We start from the raw sequence: 19,758 nt of genomic DNA, 5'->3' as shown, positions 1-19,758 counted from the left end.
AGCATTTTTGCATAAGATAGTGGCTAAAAGCTCTTAGCGAATGGGTCAGTTTCTGTAGCTGTCAATTTTATCATTTTCTATGTCATATTATTTCGCACTTTCTTTCTATCACTCATAAATATAAACTATTTTCTTGCTCTTTCAACCTTTAGCTTTTTCCCTTTTATGGTAGAGTTTTTAAGTCCTTCTAGAACTTTATTACCTTTCCCATTTAAGATATCTACATAAGATACTGTATCTTGAACATCTATTATTCCTATATCCTCTGCTGTTATACCTTCAATTCTTGATATAGCCCCAACTATATCTCCTGGTCTTATTTTTTTCTTTTTACCACCATTAAGGTATATCTTAGTAATATCTTTACTTACAGCTTTAGTTTTCTGCTTTTTGACTGTTGGATTTGACTTTAATATCTTTATTGCTTCTACTTCTTTGGCTTTTACCTGTTCTAAACTTGGTAAATCTTTTAGAGGAACTTCAAATCCTATATATTCTTGAATCGTATTTAATAATCTATCCTCATATTGATTCACTAAACTTAAAGCCTTGCCTTTAGCTCCAGCTCTTCCTGTTCTACCTATACGATGTACATAAGCTTCTTTTTCTACTGGCAAGTCATAGTTAATAACATGAGTTATTCCCTCAACATCTATCCCTCTAGCAGCAACATCTGTGGCAATAAGAATTCTAAAGTTACCTTTCTTAAATCTCTCCATTTGGTCCATTCTTTCTTTTTGTAGCATTCCACCATGAATCTTACCAATAGAATATTTCTTTCTTACTAAAGCTTCAAAAACTTTATCTACATTTTCTTTTGTCTTACAAAATACAACTGCTGTTTTAGGCGATTCAGTTATTAAAAGCTTATTTAATTCTTCCATTTTATATTGTTCATTTACTTTATAAAGTTCATGGCTAATATTATCTGTTATTAACTTTTGAGCTTTAATTTCTATACTTATAGGATTATTCATATATTCATTACATAATTTTAAAATCTCTTCTGATATAGTTGCTGATAAAAGTATGCTTTGCCTACTTTTATTTAACCCCCTAAGTATATCTCTAACTTGATCGATAAATCCCATATTAAGCATTTCATCTGCTTCATCTATTATTAAATATTTTATATTTGATGTATCTAAAGATCCCCTATCTATGTGATCCATAACTCTACCTGGAGTTCCTACTACAATATGAGTTCTTTGCTTTAACTCCCTTGCCTGATCCGAAAAAGGTTGCTTTCCAAACACAGCAACAGGTCTTACTCTCTTAAATCTACCAATGCTCATTATTTCTTCTTTAACCTGAATTGCAAGTTCTCTCGTAGGAGTTAAAACTAGAGCTTGAGGCTTTTGTTCATCCCAATTTATATTTTCACATAAAGGTATTCCAAAGGCTGCAGTTTTTCCACTTCCTGTTTGTGATTTAACTATAACATCTTTACCTTGCAGTAATTCTGGTATAACTCTTTGTTGTACATCAGATGGCTCCTTGTACCCTAAAGCATCTAAAGCCTTTAATATTTCATCACTTATTCTATAATCATTAAATTTTTTCAATTGTTTCCCTCATTTCCTCTATTGAAATAAAGTGCTAAGCACTCTATTTAGTTAAAAATTAAAATTATAGAGTTAAGAGTTTAGGAACAAAATCAGCTAATATGACTTTAAACACTTATAAATTTAGAAATTGCATAGCAGTTTCATCATTAACTTTTAACTCTTCACTCTTAACTTATATTATCTCCTATTTTCTGTTGTGTAAATATGTTTGTCATTCTTTCCGAAAGAAAAGACTCTATTTCATGTATCTGAAATAAAGTCTCTTAACATCTAATCCTAATTTAAAAGTTGCATTTAATTCAATTTATTATTACTCATATCACTTGGTATACCTTCAATTACATTCGTTATTTAATATAATTTTTAATTAGGGTATTTAGGCAATTCCATTCCTTCTTCCCATATTAAAAGTTTATCATCATCATTTCTTCCAATATAGTAAACTTTACTATCAGAATTAACTATATCAATATTGTTTTTTTCAGTTGTTTTATTTTTAGCATAATTAATTATTTTCTCTGCAGTTATATTATCATTTGTCCTTATGAAGCTACCTACATCAATTAGCTTTTTATTTTCTATATCTATTACAAAGCTTGCTTCTAAATTCAATTCTTTTTCTTCTTCTGATACTTTAGATAGTTTTTTCCCAATTACAGGCCTTAAAAAATGTATTTCCGTACCAACATAGCCCTTATCTATTTTTCCAGGTCCGAATGTCATAGCACTAATTAGATATTCACTTTTACTTCTAAGATTAAAATAAACATAATTATCATTTAATTGATAAAGCTCTGTAACTTCTGTATTTTCACTTGGCTCATTATAGTTACATATATTCACTAAATTATCGTATAATAAATAACTTCCACCTAAAACCAAGCATGCAATAATTACTCCTAAAAATAAATTTCTTAATCTAACCTTTTTCATATAATACTTTAATTCTTTTACTTCATCAATATTTTTCTTTTGTAAATTTTCATTTTCCGCACCTTTCACACTTAATAACTGATATGTTTTTTTACAACTTTCACATTTTTCAAAATGCTCCTCCATTACTTCATTAGTATATTCACTAGTCAATCCTTCAATATAATTTGGCAATAAATCTTTTACAATTTCACAGTTTAAATCCTCTCTCATTAACTCTATACCTCCAACAATTTTTGTTTTGCACGATAAAATGAAACTCTGGCCCAGTTTTCACTTTTATTAAATATGTCCCCAATCTCTCTAAAACTTAACTCACCACTTATCCTTAGAAAAATAATTTCCTTACTTTGTGAATCAAGCAAATGAATCTTTTTAAACAATTCCATCTTATCCTCATTTTTAAGTAAATCTGACTCCAGGTTTTGATATCCTGCAATTTCAAATGATACATTTTCGTAAGAATCACAATTATACTTTTTGCTTTTTTCCAAATGCTTGTACCAAGAATACTTTGCAATTTGACATAACCACACTGATACTTTACATTCACCTTTAAAATTTTTAATAGTTTTCGAGGCTTGATAAAATGTTTCTTGCGTTAAGTCTTCTGCTATATTTAAATCATTAGTCAAACATATTAAATATTTATGAACTGTCTTTGCATAGTTAAGGTACAGTTCCTCCATCTGTTTCATTTACTCACCTCCATTACATATGTCCGTAATTTTTTACTTTCGTTACAAACTTTATATAAACTTTTTTAATTTCTTTTACCTTTAAATATAATTTTACTTACTGTTATTATAATATAACCTTAACCAAAACAAAAAATATCACTAGGAACGTTTAAACTCCCAGTGATATTTTCACTTTCTTATCTAATTATTGTTAGCTTATACCTAACTTAGACTTAAATTCATCTAACCCAACTCTATCAATATAATCGCCTAATCTTTCTTTTCCTAAAGCATTATCTCCATATACATTTATTATTTTCTCTACAACTTCAAATATCTCATCATTAGATACATTCATTAACACTCTGTCTCCAAGTCTTGGCTTAACTCCACCTTTTCCACCTACATATACCATCCAACCTTTAGCCGTTCCAATAAGTCCAACATCTCTAGTATGGCTATCAGAACAGCTATTAACACATCCACTGACTCCAATTTTAAGTTTATTTGGTAAATTTCTTCCATGATAAGCTCCATCAAGTTTTGATCCAACAGCCACTGAATCCTGCATTCCCTTTTTACAAAAAGTAGTTCCAGGACATATTTTTACACTTCTTACACATAAGCCTATAGCTGCTCCCGGCTTCATTCCCAAGTCGCTCCAAGCCTTATCTATATCCTCTTCCTTTATTCCTACTATAGCTATTCTTTGAGCCCCTGTTACCTTTAATGTTGCTGCATTATACTTTTCTGCAACATCAGCAATTTTTCTTAATTGTTCTGGTGTAACTAGTCCTCCAGTTAAATGAGGTGCTATTGCATAAGTTTCTTTATCCCTTTGAATTACAGCACCCTTATCTAATAAATCCTTCATAAATAATATAACCTCCATAAAAATATAATTCCTTGTAAAACACAAAAATAGTTTTTGTATCTTAAAAGGAATTAATACTTTAATATATTCATTTAAAAACTTTTTCAGCTATTTCTTTTAATATAGCAAAATCCTCCCCCCTTGTTATATATATTTCAGCATTATACAATAGCAATATTGAAAATCATATAACATATAAGCTGTCAATGTACTAATTCTATATTTTCTCCTATCTTTTCTAATCCTATCTCTGATCTAAATTTATTTATAACCGGAAATGTTAGATATAAAAACTGACTAAACGATACTATTACATCTCCACTATTAGCATTTTTCAATGCATATAAAACTGCCTCTTCCTCTTCTAATATTATTTTAATATTTTTTTCATCATAACCAGTATACAATACACCCTCTTTTAACAGTGTAGCAGTTTCTCCCTTACTTCTTCCTCTTAAATCCGGTTGCTCTTTTATTATTATTTCGTCACAAAATCTTGCGGCTATACTTCCTAACTCTTTTATATAAATATCTTCCCTATCTCCAGCTGCTGTTATTAATCCTACTATTTTTTTATTTCCTATACTATTTGCAATAGAAAATACTTCCTTGAACGCTTCGCTATTATGACCATAATCAATTATCATTTTAAAACCGTTAAAATCTATAATATTCTGTCTTCCTAAATTAGTATCTATATTGCACTCTAATCTTTTTACCACATTAATAATATTACTAATATCTTTGTCTATATGCTCAACAGCTATCATTGCTACCATAATATTTCTTGTATTACTCTTCGATATCCCATAAAAAGCAAAGGGTACTTCTTTTACTGAAATTATTCTTTCCTCAATTCCACCACTATTCTTAACTATATAATCATCTTTTACATAATATGCAGTGTTTCCCCTTTCTATATGTTCCTTTATTAAGCTATCTTCAAAATCATTAAACAAAATTACATTGCTCTTTTTTTTAAACCTCTCTACTAAAGCTGGTATAGATTTAATAACCACTATTCCATCTTGATCTACTTCTTCCGCAATTAAAGATTTTATCTTTATTAAGTCATCTACTGACTTTATATTTTCCATACCTATATGATCTTCACTTACAGAAGTTATTATAGCAACTTTAGCATTCTTATATCCTAATCCCTTTTTCAAAATGCCACCTCTTGCCGTCTCAAGAACCGCAACATTTACATTTTTATTTTTAAGCACTTCCCTAGCACTATAGAATCCTGTAGTATCACCATGCTTAATAGATTTATCTCCTATATATATTCCACCTGTTGAAGCCAATCCACTTTTATATCCTAAAGAAAGTAGTATTTTATGAATTAATCTCACAGTTGTTGTTTTGCCATTAGTCCCAGTAACAGATATTATTGGTATATTTAATATTTTTTCTTTAATTTCATCAAATACCCTTAAGTTATCTTCATTATATTTATTAATATAATCTTTCTTAGTTATTACAAATGAATTTTCTCCATATCCTAAATTAACTTCATCTTCATTTATCTTTACAAATGAAATATTTTTATCATCTGCTAACTCTTTTATTTTCTTACTCCAATCATTACCCATACTATTTTTCGCCTTTTCTAATATATCATATTTATCTAAATTGTTTATTATAGAGCTAATAATAAGATTGCATAGATTGACATTCTTGTTTCTTATGAAAACTTCAACAGCTTCATTTTTTTCAAATATCTCAATATAACTATGTAAATTCAAATCTTCTTCAATACTTTTATAACTTTTAATAATCTTAAAAATTTCACTTTTATCTACATCTTTATTTGCTCTCAAATAAACGCCATTATCTTTACCAAATAAATTTCTACCTTCTAAGACTCTTACCATTATATTCTCCATAATAATCACTCTATTCTTTACACATATTGTTTCCTCATATAATTTTCCAAATAGAAATAATATTTATACCAAATATATTAGATTTATTATTATTTTTTTCTTTATCCCATAAGAATTTATTTTATTGCTTATACAAATACTAAATATTAGTAATATTGGAGGTATTATTATGTCATTTTTTAAACAATTATTTAAACTAATATTAATAAGCTTATTAGCTTTTATTTTTTTACAATGTAAAACTACTTGGTGTTCATTAATAGAAGAAAAAAACTTCAACATTTTAATATTAAACTCCTATAATGCTGAAAATGAATGGGAGCGTCTTATTTCCTCAGGCTTAAAAAAGAAATTATCTATAGCTCCAAATATAAGCTTAATCTATGAATTTTTAGATAGTAAAACTTTATTTACAGACGAATACAAAAATAGTTTTATGGAACTTTTAAATATGAAATATAAAAATACTCAGATAGATGTTATTTTAACAGTAGATGATGAAGCCTTATCTTTCCTAAGAGAAAATTTATTCATTGAAAACTCTACATTGTATAAAAAGCCTACGGTATTCATAGGATCAAATAGTCAAATTAGTCTTTCTTCGGAAGAGAAAAATTATATATCTGGTGTTATTGAAACAGAGGATAATCTTAGATTTTTAAACTTACTAATTACCCTTGAGAAAAATTTGAAAGATGTGATCGTTTTATTAGATAACTCAACTTTTTGTAACGTTTTAAAAAACAACATAGCTAATATGAAATCCTTAGCTAGTGAGCCCTTAAATATTTCTTTTTTGGAAAAAGAATACATAGAAGATATTATTTCCGAAATTGCTAAAAGTGATCCTGATTCTTCTGCTTTGGTAATAGTTGGAGAGTATAAAGATAGGATTAACAATTCATACTTAGACTTATCAGATACTATTAAAATAATTAGAAACAATACTAATACTCCTATTTATACTAAGGTTCAACCTTATATATTAGCTGGAGCAATAGGAGGAATAGTCGATACTGGAGATTACCATGGTTCTATTGCAGGAGAATTAATTCTAAAACTAGCATCTGGTATTCCCATTAACGAAATCCCTTTAGTATATAACAGCTTAGATTTAACTATTTTTAATTATGACTCACTTAATTATTATCATGTAAATCCACTTTTGTTACCAAAAGAAAGTATTATTTTAAATAAAGGACCTTTTGATTTTTTATTGCCTCCATTCTTTAAAATATTATTATGGATATTTATAATATCTTTTGTAATATTCGTGATCTATATAATAATATTTTCTTCGAGGCAAAAGAGGTCAATAGCAATAAAAGATGCTGTTTATAAAAAAGCATTAGAAACAGAGAAACTAAAGTCAATTTTCATTACTACTATGTCTCATGAATTCAGAACTCCTATAAATATTATTTTAGCAACTTCTCATTTACTTTCAATTAAGGTAGGAGATCCTTCAATAGACAAAGATTATCTTATAAAAAAGTTAGATTACATAACAAAAAGCGGTAATAGATTATTAAAACTTGTTAACAACATTATTGATGTTACTAGGTTAGAATCTGGTTTTTTAACTATTAACTTTTCCTATAAAAATATAGTTCAAGTAATAGAAGATACTGTTATGTCAACAGTTGATTTAGCCAAGGGATTTAATATAGAAATTATCTTCGATACAGAAAAAGAAGAGATAAACACCTATATAGATACCACTAAAATAGAACGTAGCATATTAAACCTCTTATCTAACAGTATCAAATTTACTCCTTCTGGTGGCAGAATATATGTAAGTATAAATGTAAATAATAATGAGGTAATTATAAAAGTACAAGATACTGGTATAGGCATACCTGAGGAGAAACTAAAAAATATCTTTAATAGATTTTACCAAGCCGACTCTTCCTTACATAGAAGTTCAGAAGGAAGTGGTTTAGGATTATACATAGTAAAAGGGCTGATTCAACTTCATCATGGGACTATATCAGTAGAAAGTACTTGTGGCGAAGGTACTACATTTACAATAACCTTACCTATAATATTGTCTATTAAAGATAATACCGAATTTACTTCTTCAGACGATGCTTTATCTCGTTTAGTTATGATTGAATTATCAGATATCCTAGAAAAAGATTAACTAATTTGTAGGTGATAATATGAAAAATAAACTTATTACAATAGTTTTACTAGTTGTCTTAATTTTAAACACTCCACAACTATCTATAGCCTCAACGCTATCTACTGATAGTAATAAATATATTATTTTGATAGATTTATACGCTAGAACGTTAACATTAGTAGATAAAAAAACACAAGAGGAGGTTAAGGTTTATCCTATAGCTATAGGAAAAAAATCTACTCCTTCACCAATAGGAATATGGCAGGTTAAAAGCAAAGCATTAATGAAGGGGCCTTTTGGAGGCTATTGGCTAGGCTTAAATGCACCTTGGGATACCTTTGGAATTCACGGAACAAGCAACCCTAGTAGCATAGGAAATATGGCTTCTAATGGATGTATTCGTCTTTATAATCATAATATAAAAGAACTTTTCAATTTGGTTGATTATGATACTTCCGTTATTATTTCTGGTGGACCTAATTGGAGATTTTCCCCTTATGATAGAGATATAACTCCTAATTGTAAAGGTGCTGATGTTTATCATGTGCAACGAATTTTAAATGCATTAGGCTATTTCGATCATCCTGCTGATGGCATCTACGGCTATTCTTTAGAATTAGCTGTACAAAAATATAAAGCAGACCATAATCTTGAACCGATCGATAGTTATATCGATGATGATTTTCTAAAAAGCATAGGATGTGAAAGATTTGAATAAAAATTTAAGGAGCTAAATTAGCTCCTTTTATGTTTCCATTATTATTGGTATTATAGTTGGTCTTCTCTTAGTTTTTTCGTATATATAATTCTCAACAGCTTTTTTAACAGCTGATTTTAATAAATACCATTCAATTATTCCCTTTTTTAAGCACTTATCCAACTCTTCTGAAGCAATATCCTTTACCTCTTTTATTAACGCTTCTGATTCCTTAACATAAACAAATCCTCTTGTTATTATATCTGGTCCTGAAAGAATGCTTAAACTTTCCCTTTCTATAGCAACTACTATTGTAAGCATTCCATCTTGTGCTAAGTGCCTTCTATCCCTAAGCACTATATTTCCAACATCTCCAACACCTAATCCATCTACAAATATTGATCCAGCCTTTACCTTTCCTTCTTTCTTACATTCGTTGGAATATATTTCAAGAACCTCTCCTGTATCTAAAGTAAATATATTTTCTTTCGGAGTTCCTAACTTTTCAGCCAAATCAGCATGATGTTTTAAATGCCTAAACTCTCCATGTACTGGTACAAAATACTTTGGTTTAACTAAAGAATGAATAAGCTTTAATTCCTCTTGATACGCATGACCTGATACGTGTACATCTTCCAAATCTTCATATACAACATTTGCACCTCTTTTAAATAATTGATTTATAACCTTTGAAATAAGCTTATCATTTCCTGGAATTGGAGATGCAGATATTATAAACGTATCATTTGGTTCTATAGATATCTTTCTATGATTAGAAAATGCTATTCTTGCTAAAGATGCCATTGGTTCTCCCTGGCTTCCTGTAGTTAAAATAGTTACTTTATCATTAGGATAACTGCTTATTTCATCTACATCTATTATTTCTGTATCTGGTACATGAAGATATCCTAGTTCTCTAGCTACCTTTGATACATTCTCCATACTTCTTCCATTAAAGACCACTTTTCTTCCATAAATCATAGATGCATCTACTACTTGTTGCATTCTATGAATATTAGATGCAAAAGTAGCTACTATAACACGACCTTTTGCTGTAGAAAAAATTCTTTTTAACGTATGTCCTATTGTACTTTCTGATGATGAATGTCCTGTTCGTTCTACATTAGTACTATCTGCCATAAGGAGCAAAACTCCTTCTCTTCCTATAGTTGATATACGTTGCAAATCCATAAGCTTGCCATCAATAGGAGTGTAATCTATTTTAAAGTCACCTGTATGTAATATTGTTCCTAAAGGTGTATAAATAGCTAAACTACAAGAATCTGCTATACTATGTGTGGCTCTTATAAACTCTACCTTAAAGGAACCAAGCTCTAATATATCACCAATCTCTACACTTTCTACTTTTGTCTCATTCAACAACTTATGTTCTTCAAGCTTAGTCTTTACTAATCCTATAGTTAATTTAGTTCCATAAATAGGCATCTGAAGTTGTTTTAAAATATATGGTATTGCTCCAATATGATCCTCATGCCCATGAGTTAAAACTAACCCTCTAACCTTATCCTTATTATTTATAAGATATGATATATCAGGAATAATTAAATCTACTCCATACATTTCTTCATCTGGAAAGGCTAACCCACAATCTATAACAATAATATCATCATTATATTCTATGGCAGTTATATTCTTACCTATTTCGCCCATACCACCCAGTGGTATTACTTTTAATTTATCTTTCATCAAACTACCTCCTTATAAAGATTCATTATTTATATTTTGTACATAATAACTTATTTAATTCTCAATTGTTCTATTAACCTTTACCTTCATCTTGATTAATTAATAATAAAAAGAGTACCATGAAAAAATTCATAGTACTCTTTAATAATAAATATAATATCAAAGTGATATTTATATAACAAATTTAATTTTAAATAAATTTTTAGTTACTATAGTATAAACTCTCTGATGGATAAACAGCATCACAAGTTATATCTATTCCTAACTTTCTAAATGTTTGCTCATCACTAGTTGGTAAAATTGTTGTTGAATGTGCTTGGCAATTCTTAAGCATTGGAAGTTTTTCCATAGCTACTTGCGCTGTAGGATTAGTTGCTGCACAAATACTTAATGCAATAAGTACTTCTTCACAATTTAATGATACATTTTTATTTGCTAATGTTTGTGACTTCAGCTTTATAATCGGCTCTAATATTACTGGCGATATTAAGTGCATATCATCTGATATATTTGCTAAATACTTTATAGCATTTAATAAAACAGCTGCTGCATCATCTAAAACTTCTGTATTTCTTCCAGTTAGTATAGTTCCATCCTCAAGTTCTAATGCAATAACTGGACATATTTCATTTTTACATGACTTTTCCTTTAACTCTTCAGCACGTCTTCTTGCTGGCATTACTACACTTCTATCTTCTTCTTTTAAGTTAACTTGCTCCATTATAAGCTTAGCAGCATCGAATGTTTCTTTATCAACATATCCTTTTTTATATTCGCATCCAGTTTTGAAATATCTTCTTATAATTTCTTGCTTTGATGCTTCTCTAACAACTTCATCATCAACTATACCAAAACCAACTCTATTAACGCCCATATCAGTTGGTGATTTATAAACTGACTCTTCTCCTGTTATCTTTTCAATTATTCTTTTAAGCACTGGGAAGCTTTCAAGATCTCTATTATAATTTACAGCTGTTTCTCCATAAGCTTCTAAATGGAAGTAATCTATCATATTTACATCCTTAAGATCTACTGTTGCAGCTTCATAAGCTATGTTTAGCGGATGCTTTAATGGCACATTCCATACTGGGAATGTTTCAAATTTAGAGTATCCAGCTGAATTACCTCTTCTATATTCATGGTAAAGTTGACTTAAACAAGTAGCAAGTTTACCACTTCCTGGTCCTGGTGCTGTAACAACAACTATTGGTTTACTGGTTTCTATATAAGGGTTCTTTCCATAGCCTTCGTCACTAACTATAGTATCAACATCTGTTGGATACCCCTTAGTAGCTCTGTGCTTATAAACCTTTATTCCTCTTCTTTCAAGTTTATTTATAAATACAGTAGCTGATGGTTGGTCATTATATCTTGTTATTACTACTGAATTCACTTCTAAGTCATAAGATCTTAAATCATCGATAAGCCTCATTACATCCATATCATAAGTAATTCCAAAATCTCCCCTGATTTTGTTTCTTTCGATATCTCCAGCATAAACACAAATAACTACTTCAACGTTCTCTCTTAGTTTATGTAATAACTTAATCTTTGCATTTTCATCAAATCCTGGTAATACTCTTTTCGCATGAAGGTCAAATAATAACTTTCCTCCAAACTCTAAGTATAATTTATCATAGTTATTAACTCTTTCTAAAATATATTTAGACTGTTCTTCTAAGTACTTTTCGTGATCAAATCCTATTTTCATATGTACACTCCTAATTTTATAGTTTTTTTTTAGTATAAGTAATTTTCATAAATAAAATTACTTATACTTAAGCTCGATTAAGTAAATCATATTCACCTTTAAATCTCACTTATGTAACTATTAATAGAAACCTAAGTTTAGTCTATTAATTAGGCACAAAATCTATAATATTATTGCATAAATTTTCAAACTTGTAAACCAAAAAACCAAATTCGCCATTATGTTTAATTTATATTTCGTAAATAGTAAATATTAAAGTTCTTCCTCCAAGTAGTAACGTAAATTTATTTAAGCAAAAAAGCTACCATAAAATTGGTAGCTTTTTTTATCTTTATATATAATCTTTTAATAATTACTTAGACACATTTCCAGCTACATTTAGAACATCCCATGTTCTTGCAAATGGTGGTGCATAACAAAGGTCTAGCATTCCTAATTGCTCTGTAGTTAGCTTACCAAAAATACAAGCAGCTAAAACATTACATCTTTGAACTGCATCTTTATATCCAGCAACTTGACCACCTAATATTACTTTGCTATGTGCATCATATATAAGCTTAACATATATTTTTTGTCTTCCTGGATAGTAGCTAGTTTGATTCATATCACTTATAAACTTAGTTTTATAAGCAAAGCCTAACTCTTTTACTTCTTTTTCAGAAAGTCCAGTTCTTGCCGCTTCCATGTTCATAACTTTAATACAGCTTGAAGCTAAAGAACCTTGGAATGAATTATTTTGACCTGCTAAATTTTCACCGACTATTCTTCCAAGCTTATTTGCCCCTGTAGCTAACGGAACGTAAGCTTCTTTTTCTGTTACATAACTGTTTATTGTTGCACAATCTCCAGCTGAATAAACATCTTCTATTGATGTTCTTCCAAACTTATCTACAACTATAGCACCATTTCTTAATTTTTCTATTCTATCATCAGTTATAAATTCAGTATTAGGTCTTACTCCTGTTGCAAGTATAACTAAATCTGTTTCAAATTCACCTTTATTAGTTATAACCTTGTTAACCTTAGTGTCTCCACCTAACTCTAAAACAGTTTCGTTTAATAAAAGATTTACTTCATGACTTCTTATTTCTTCTTCTAAAAGATCAGTAATTTCCTTATCGAAAACTTCTGCTAAAACTCTATCCTGAAGTTGAACAACAGTTACTTCTTTACCTTTTTGCTTTGCAGCTTCTACAGCTTCAAGTCCAATAAATCCAGCCCCTATAATAGTTACCTTCTTTAATTCAGGATTAGAAAGTAATGCTTTTATTTTATTACCATCCTCCATAGATTTTAATGTTAATACATTTTCTAAATTAACATTTTTTATTGGAGGAATTATAGCTCTTGCTCCTGTGGCAATCATTAGCTTATCATATGAATCAGTAAACTCTTCATCATCTCTTAAATTTTTAACTTTTAGAGTCTTAGAATTAAAATCTATACCTAATACTTCATGTTTAGTAAATATATCTACTCCTGATTCTCTAAATTTTTCTGGCGTTCTTGCTATCATTTGATCTGAATCTTCAAAGAACCCTCCAACATAGTAAGGAAGTCCACAAGCTCCAAAAGAAACTATCTCTCCCTTTTCATAAACTATAACTTCGTCATTTGGACAAAGTCTTTTAAACTTTGCAGCTGCACTCATTCCTGCTGCTATTCCACCTATAACTACTACTTTCATAAACACCATCCTTTGTTTTTTATATTATAAACATACTAACTTATCGTTTTTATGTTCAGTATTTTTATTTATTATATACCAAGTTAATAAAATAATGAAATAATTTCTTCATCACTTATTTTCATTATTGTATTATCAAGCTCTGTCTCTTTCCCAACTATTTTATCTATAAGAGCTTTTTTCTCTTCTTGAAGGCTTATTATTTTTTCTTCAATAGTATCTTGAGCTACTATTTTTATTACTTCTACTATATTATTTTGCCCAATTCTATGCGCTCTATCAGTAGCTTGATCTTCTACTGCTGGATTCCACCATGGGTCTAAATGAATAACTACATCTGCACTAGTTAAATTAAGCCCTGTTCCACCTGCTTTAAGTGAAATTAAGAAGACTTCCGTATTGTCATTATTAAAATCATCAACAAGCTTTGCTCTTTCCTTTGAAGGTGTAGACCCATCTAAATACTTATAAGAAACACCATTATTATAAAATATATTTTTCACATTTTTTAATATTGTGGTAAATTGAGAAAATACTAATATTTTATGTCCTTGCTCTATACACTCTATTACTGTTTCTGTTAATGCTGTTAACTTACTACTTCCTCCAGTATAGTTTTCCATTATAACTGATGGATCCAAACATATTTGTCTTAACTTTGTTATGTAAGAAAGTATTTCTATCTTACTCTTTGTAAACTCATCATTTTTAACTTTTTTATCTATAAGCTCTTGAACATAATTTGCATAGGTTCCATACACCTTCTTTTGCTCATCCTCAAGTGGAACTATAAGCTTTTTCTCAATTTTTTCTGGAAGCTCTTTTATAACATCACTTTTAAACCTTCTTAAAATAAATGGTCTTATAAGCTTATTTACTTCGTCAATAATAACCTTATCTTCTTCAAGTCTTCTGTGATATCTAGTTAGAAATCTCTTTTCATCATATAAATATCCTGGCATTATAAAATCAAATATTGACCAAAGTTCCATAAGAGAATTCTCTATTGGAGTCCCTGTTAAAGCAAATTTCCTCTTTGCATTTATACTCTTTGTAGCTACAGCATTTTGTGATGATGAATTCTTTATATTTTGGGCTTCATCTAAAATGCAGTAATCAAATTCCTTATCCTCATAAAAGCTAATATCCCTTCTTAAAAGGTTATATGTTGTTATTAATACATCGTAATCTTCATTATTATTTATTAATTCCTCTCTATCCTTAACAGCTCCATTAACTATTGCAACTTTTATATCTGGTGAAAACTTTACAAACTCATCTCTCCAATTGTAGATTAAAGATGTCGGCGCTACTATTAAACTTTTCTTACCTTTGTTTGACGTTATAAAAGTTATAGTTTGTAGTGTTTTACCCAAACCCATCTCATCTCCTAAAATACCACCGAACCCTAAGTAATCCAAAGTCTTGAGCCACTTATAACCTTCAACTTGGTATTCTCTTAAATTAGCATTTATAGTATTAGGTACAACATATTCCTTATCTCTATAAGATGATAAATAATTTTTTATCTCTTTTATGATTTTACGTCCTCTTACCCCCTTTATTCCTGAATCATTTATATAATCTTCTATTACTCCTGCTTTACTTTTATTAAAAATAGCCTTATTTTCATTTTCAATAAGCTCCATGGAATCTAAAAGTGCTAATATTTTATTTAACTCTAAATCATTTAGATCTAAAAACTCTCCATTTTCTAACCTATAATACTTTTTATTATCTCTAAAAGCTCTTAATATATTAACTATTTCTCTATCTTGAATATTTCCTAGAGTAAACTTAAGTTCAAAATAATCAAACTTCCCTTTTCTTATTTCGCCCTTAAATGTTCCTGAACCTATTGATTTTATCCCAGTAAAGTTCTCTGAATAATATACTTCTCCTATATCTTGAAGCTCTGATATATCACGGCTAAAAAATCTAAATAAATCATCTTCACTTTTGAAGAACACAAATTTATCATCTATTTTTTCAAACCCTAACTCTTTTAGTTTTCTTACTACTTCATCTTCCTTAACCTTATCCCTATATATAATCTTCTCCTCAAAGCTATGTTCAATATTAAACTCATATTGTCCATAACATACCTTAAGTATTAAATATGTTTCATCCTCTTTATCAAAATAAAACTTAAAACTAACAGGAGATATAATTATTTTTTCCCTAAGACTTTTAGACAATCTTATGTTTTTACTTATACCTTGCATCGATGGAATTAAGTCTCTTAAAATTCTTTTCTCTTCCTCTTTATCAAAAAATATAGTTTTACCATGACTAAAAGATTCTACATAAGGAATTAAAATATCTATTTGCTCTTCTGGTGGCAAGTAAATATTAGAGTTATATAAGTATACATCATTAGTTGATGTTAAGCTTTCAGGAATACCATTTTCGGCCTCTAACTTTATTACCTTGCCACCATCTTCTAAGGACATAGGTAAATCAATTTTTTCTTCTAATACATCTACTTCTATCAGTCTTGAATAAAATCCACTACCTAAGTAAACTCTATTATTCTTTATTACATTAAAGAATTCTCTAACTAAATAATCTGGTATTATAACTTGTTTTCCTGAAATAAACTTTCTATCAATATCTCTTATGAGATTTATAAGTTTAATAATTCTTTTATCACTGTTAGATAATTTTTGTTCATTTATATCAAAAGTAAAATCTTTTCCATAAGCTAACGGAACTTTATTATATAAAGATATCAAAAAACTTCCTATGTCTTTTAATGTATATAATTTATTAGAACTCATTCCCTTTAAGCCTATTCTAAATTCTGCTGCTATTTTCCCGTACCAATTTACCCTATTTATCACTACTTCAAATTTTATTTCTCTCTTTACCTTTTTATTTCCAAGTAATAAATCCAGTACTGAATCTGTAGTTGACTTAATAAGTTCTTTTGATGTCTCTCCAATTCCCAATTCCTGTTGTACTAAAGTATCTTGTTCTATATCATCTAAAAATCTATAAAATGTTGCAACTAAATGCTTGCAACAATATGTAATTCTCTTTTTACCATTTTTCTCGTAATCACTACAGCTACACTTGGTTAAAATAATTTCCTTGCTCTTTTTATCCATATCTAGTCTGCAATTATACTGACTATAAAGACTTTCAGATATAACTAAGCTATTAATAAAAATTTCACTCTCATCAGCTTCATATTTTGTATCTGCAATTAAATCATTATTTAATACTCGTCTTCCATCTCTCTCATTTTTACCATAAGTACTTTTTTCAAATGCCTTTAATAAAACCTGTTTTATCATAAATTCACCTACGTTACATATAATGGGTATATTATATCACAAAACAAATAAAAGCCTTATAGAATAAATTAATTATTCCATAAGGCTTTAAACGTTAAGCTATGCTTTCATTATTCATTTTTTGTGAACTTCCACCCAATTTTTTCTTATAGAAAATTATAAATGTACTAACAGTTACTGCTGTTGCCACTATATCTGCTATAGGTTCTGCTAATAAAACTGCTTGCAATCCATCTTGTAAGAATAATGGAAGTATAAATATTAATGGTACTAATAAAACTATTTTTCTTAATAATGCAAGCACCGTAGATATTTTAGCTTGACCAAGTGCCAAAAACGTTTGTTGACATGCTATTTGCGCTCCAAACACTAATATTCCAGCAAAGTATATTCTCATACTCCAAGATGTAATTTCCATAAGTTCAGGCTTATTATTGAATATTCTTACGAAAGTTTCTGGAGTTATCATTATAGCTGCCCACATTGATACTGTGTAAGTTAAACAACATATAAGTAATAACTTAAATGTCTTTTTAACTCTATCTAATTGATTTGCACCAAAATTATAACTTATTATAGGTTGAGCTCCCTGAGTCAATCCAGTTAAAGGTAATAATATAATTTGCATTACACTACTCATTATAGTCATAGCGCCAACAGCTAAATCCCCACCATATTTTAATAATTGATTGTTTAATGATATTAAAACTATACTTTCAGTAGCTTGCATAATAAATGGAGATATACCTAACGCCATAACTGGAATTATAACTTTTAAACTAGGAATTATATATTTTTTTCTTATCTTCAATATACTCTTCTTACCAAATAAGAACTGTAAAACCCAAATTGCTGAAACCATTTGACCAACAACTGTAGCTAATGCAGCTCCTTTTACTCCCATATTTAATCCGAATATAAATATCGGATCTAATACTATATTGATTATCGCTCCAATAGCTACTGTTATCATCCCAATTTTAGCAAATCCTTGAGTATTTATAAAAGGATTCATTCCTAATGCAATTTGAACAAATATTGTTCCTATTAAATATATAGTTAAATAATCTAGTGCATATCCAAGCGTTGCTTCACTTGCACCAAATGCCAATAATATTGGTTCTCTAAAGATTAACAATCCTACTGTTAAAATAATACTTATTATGATAAGCGTAGAAAAACTATTACTCATAATTTTTTCTGCACCATCATTATCTTTTTCTCCCATTTTCATTGCAACTAGCGGTGCACCACCAAAACCAATTAATGCACTAAAAGCAGATACAAGCATAATTATTGGAAATGCTACTCCTACACCTGCCATCGCAATTTCCCCATTTGGAATTCTACCAATAAAAACTCTGTCAACAATGTTATAAAGAACGTTAACTAACTGAGCTATTATAGACGGTAAAGCTAAGCTAACTAAAAGTTTCCCAACTTTTCCTGTTCCAAGGTCTACATTCTTTTTACTCATATATTTCACCTCTTAATTTTATTCATTAGTATATCATATACTAATAATAACAAAATTTAAAGGTATTTGATAATCTTTACAATATGTTAATAAATAAATTTTATTTATTAAAACGTTCCTCTAAAAATCTAGCAACTCCATCTTCATCACAACTTCCAATAACCGCTGTTGCCATAGTCTTAAGTTCACCTACTGCATTAGCTGTAGCATAAGCTTCATTTGCAAGCTCAAACATAGGTATGTCATTTAAGTTATCTCCAAAACAAACTAAATTATCATGTTCAATATATCTTTCTAGGAACTTAATTCCATTAGCTTTAGAAGCTTCATTGCTATACGCTTCCAAGAAATAACAATCCTCTTCATAGATATCTTCATAATAATTAACAGTTAATCCTTCAATCTTAGCCAACTCTTCATTTATCTTTTTAATGTTTTCAAATTTATCAAAAACTATAAAATTAATTACTTTAGAATCCTTTATAGCTTCCTTATAGTCAGTTACTTCTAAGAAAGTTTTAAGTTTTTTATCTGCTCTTTCTTTATAAAAATTATATTCCCAAGCATATTTAAATTCTTTATAATACACCCATAAATGATTATCCTTAATTCCGTATACTAATACATTTTTATCTAATCCTTCAAATATATCTAAACACTTCATTACTGAATCTTTACTTATTTCTTTTATATCTATATATCTTTCTTCTTTAACATCATATATTAGCACTCCATTCATTAGAGCTACAGGAAGTTTTAAGTTTATACCTTCTAATAACTCTACAACTGTAGCTGGTGTTCTAGCTGTAGCTACTGTGAAGTTAACTCCTTGATCTATTAATCTGTTTAAAGTATCACATGAATATTTAGATACTTCTTTTTTACTATTTAATAATGTTCCATCTAAATCTGTAACAAATAATTCCATAATCTATCCTCTTCTTTTCTTCACTTGTTTTTTATTTATAGTCAATCAATTTATATTTATCTAAAAGATATTATTTATTGTATAAATATATTTTTTATTATGCCCATAAATTGATTCTAATTTGTATTTTTATAGCTTGTACAACTATAAGTAATTTTAAAATTAATATTGGAGGAATAGTAT

13 protein-coding genes are annotated in these 19,758 nt (G+C 28.8%); 2 read left to right on the top strand and 11 right to left on the bottom strand.

Annotated features, from left to right (window positions below; all coding sequences use genetic code 11):
* Positions 1–125 precede the first annotated feature (125 nt).
* The 5 genes from H8S20_RS11590 to H8S20_RS11570 all read right to left on the bottom strand — a co-directional run bounded on the left by H8S20_RS11590 (position 126) and on the right by H8S20_RS11570 (position 5,944).
* Complete coding sequence (locus H8S20_RS11590) at positions 126–1,565, bottom strand: DEAD/DEAH box helicase (RefSeq protein ID WP_186860215.1); 1,440 nt, start codon at positions 1,563–1,565, stop codon at positions 126–128.
* Between the two features lie 366 nt (positions 1,566–1,931).
* Complete coding sequence (locus H8S20_RS11585; RefSeq protein WP_186860214.1) at positions 1,932–2,714, bottom strand: zf-HC2 domain-containing protein; 783 nt, start codon at positions 2,712–2,714, stop codon at positions 1,932–1,934.
* 5 nt (positions 2,715–2,719) lie between these two features.
* Positions 2,720–3,199: an RNA polymerase sigma factor gene (locus H8S20_RS11580; protein WP_186860213.1), complete on the bottom strand. Its 480-nt coding sequence runs from the start codon at positions 3,197–3,199 to the stop codon at positions 2,720–2,722.
* Between the two features lie 193 nt (positions 3,200–3,392).
* Positions 3,393–4,055 (bottom strand): NAD(P)/FAD-dependent oxidoreductase, encoded by a 663-nt coding sequence (locus H8S20_RS11575; RefSeq protein ID WP_186860212.1) that lies wholly within the window; start codon positions 4,053–4,055, stop codon positions 3,393–3,395.
* A gap of 203 nt (positions 4,056–4,258) precedes the next feature.
* Positions 4,259–5,944 carry a Mur ligase family protein gene (locus H8S20_RS11570; protein WP_186860211.1) on the bottom strand — a complete coding sequence of 562 codons (1,686 nt, stop codon included), beginning with the start codon at positions 5,942–5,944 and terminating at the stop codon, positions 4,259–4,261.
* A gap of 169 nt (positions 5,945–6,113) precedes the next feature.
* Between H8S20_RS11570 and H8S20_RS11565 the strand changes: the two genes are divergently transcribed.
* A complete protein-coding gene (locus H8S20_RS11565) occupies positions 6,114–8,087 on the top strand; it encodes a sensor histidine kinase (protein ID WP_186860210.1) in 1,974 nt (657 codons plus the stop codon).
* 19 nt (positions 8,088–8,106) lie between these two features.
* Positions 8,107–8,787 carry a L,D-transpeptidase family protein gene (locus tag H8S20_RS11560; RefSeq protein ID WP_186860209.1) on the top strand — a complete coding sequence of 227 codons (681 nt, stop codon included), beginning with the start codon at positions 8,107–8,109 and terminating at the stop codon, positions 8,785–8,787.
* Positions 8,788–8,814: 27 nt separating this feature from the next.
* On the opposite strand, the gene H8S20_RS11555 is transcribed toward H8S20_RS11560, so the two are convergent.
* The 6 genes from H8S20_RS11555 to H8S20_RS11530 all read right to left on the bottom strand — a co-directional run bounded on the left by H8S20_RS11555 (position 8,815) and on the right by H8S20_RS11530 (position 19,575).
* Positions 8,815–10,473: a ribonuclease J gene (locus H8S20_RS11555; protein WP_186860208.1), complete on the bottom strand. Its 1,659-nt coding sequence runs from the start codon at positions 10,471–10,473 to the stop codon at positions 8,815–8,817.
* A 202-nt stretch (positions 10,474–10,675) separates the two neighbouring features.
* A complete protein-coding gene (locus H8S20_RS11550; RefSeq protein WP_186860207.1) occupies positions 10,676–12,184 on the bottom strand; it encodes a DUF1846 domain-containing protein in 1,509 nt (502 codons plus the stop codon).
* 352 nt (positions 12,185–12,536) lie between these two features.
* Positions 12,537–13,871 (bottom strand): CoA-disulfide reductase, encoded by a 1,335-nt coding sequence (locus H8S20_RS11545; protein WP_186860206.1) that lies wholly within the window; start codon positions 13,869–13,871, stop codon positions 12,537–12,539.
* An 83-nt stretch (positions 13,872–13,954) separates the two neighbouring features.
* Positions 13,955–17,170 (bottom strand): DEAD/DEAH box helicase, encoded by a 3,216-nt coding sequence (locus H8S20_RS11540; RefSeq protein ID WP_186860205.1) that lies wholly within the window; start codon positions 17,168–17,170, stop codon positions 13,955–13,957.
* Between the two features lie 94 nt (positions 17,171–17,264).
* Entirely contained in the window at positions 17,265–18,647 is a 1,383-nt protein-coding gene (locus tag H8S20_RS11535; protein WP_032119623.1) for an MATE family efflux transporter, read from the bottom strand.
* Between the two features lie 100 nt (positions 18,648–18,747).
* Complete coding sequence (locus tag H8S20_RS11530) at positions 18,748–19,575, bottom strand: HAD family hydrolase (protein ID WP_186860204.1); 828 nt, start codon at positions 19,573–19,575, stop codon at positions 18,748–18,750.
* Between the last annotated feature and the right edge of the window lie 183 nt (positions 19,576–19,758).

This window comes from Clostridium hominis, assembly GCF_014287825.1.
Classification (GTDB): domain Bacteria; phylum Bacillota; class Clostridia; order Clostridiales; family Clostridiaceae; genus Clostridium; species Clostridium hominis.
The sequence above is the reverse complement of the archived record's forward strand: the minus strand, read 5'-3'. Positions and strand labels throughout refer to the sequence as shown.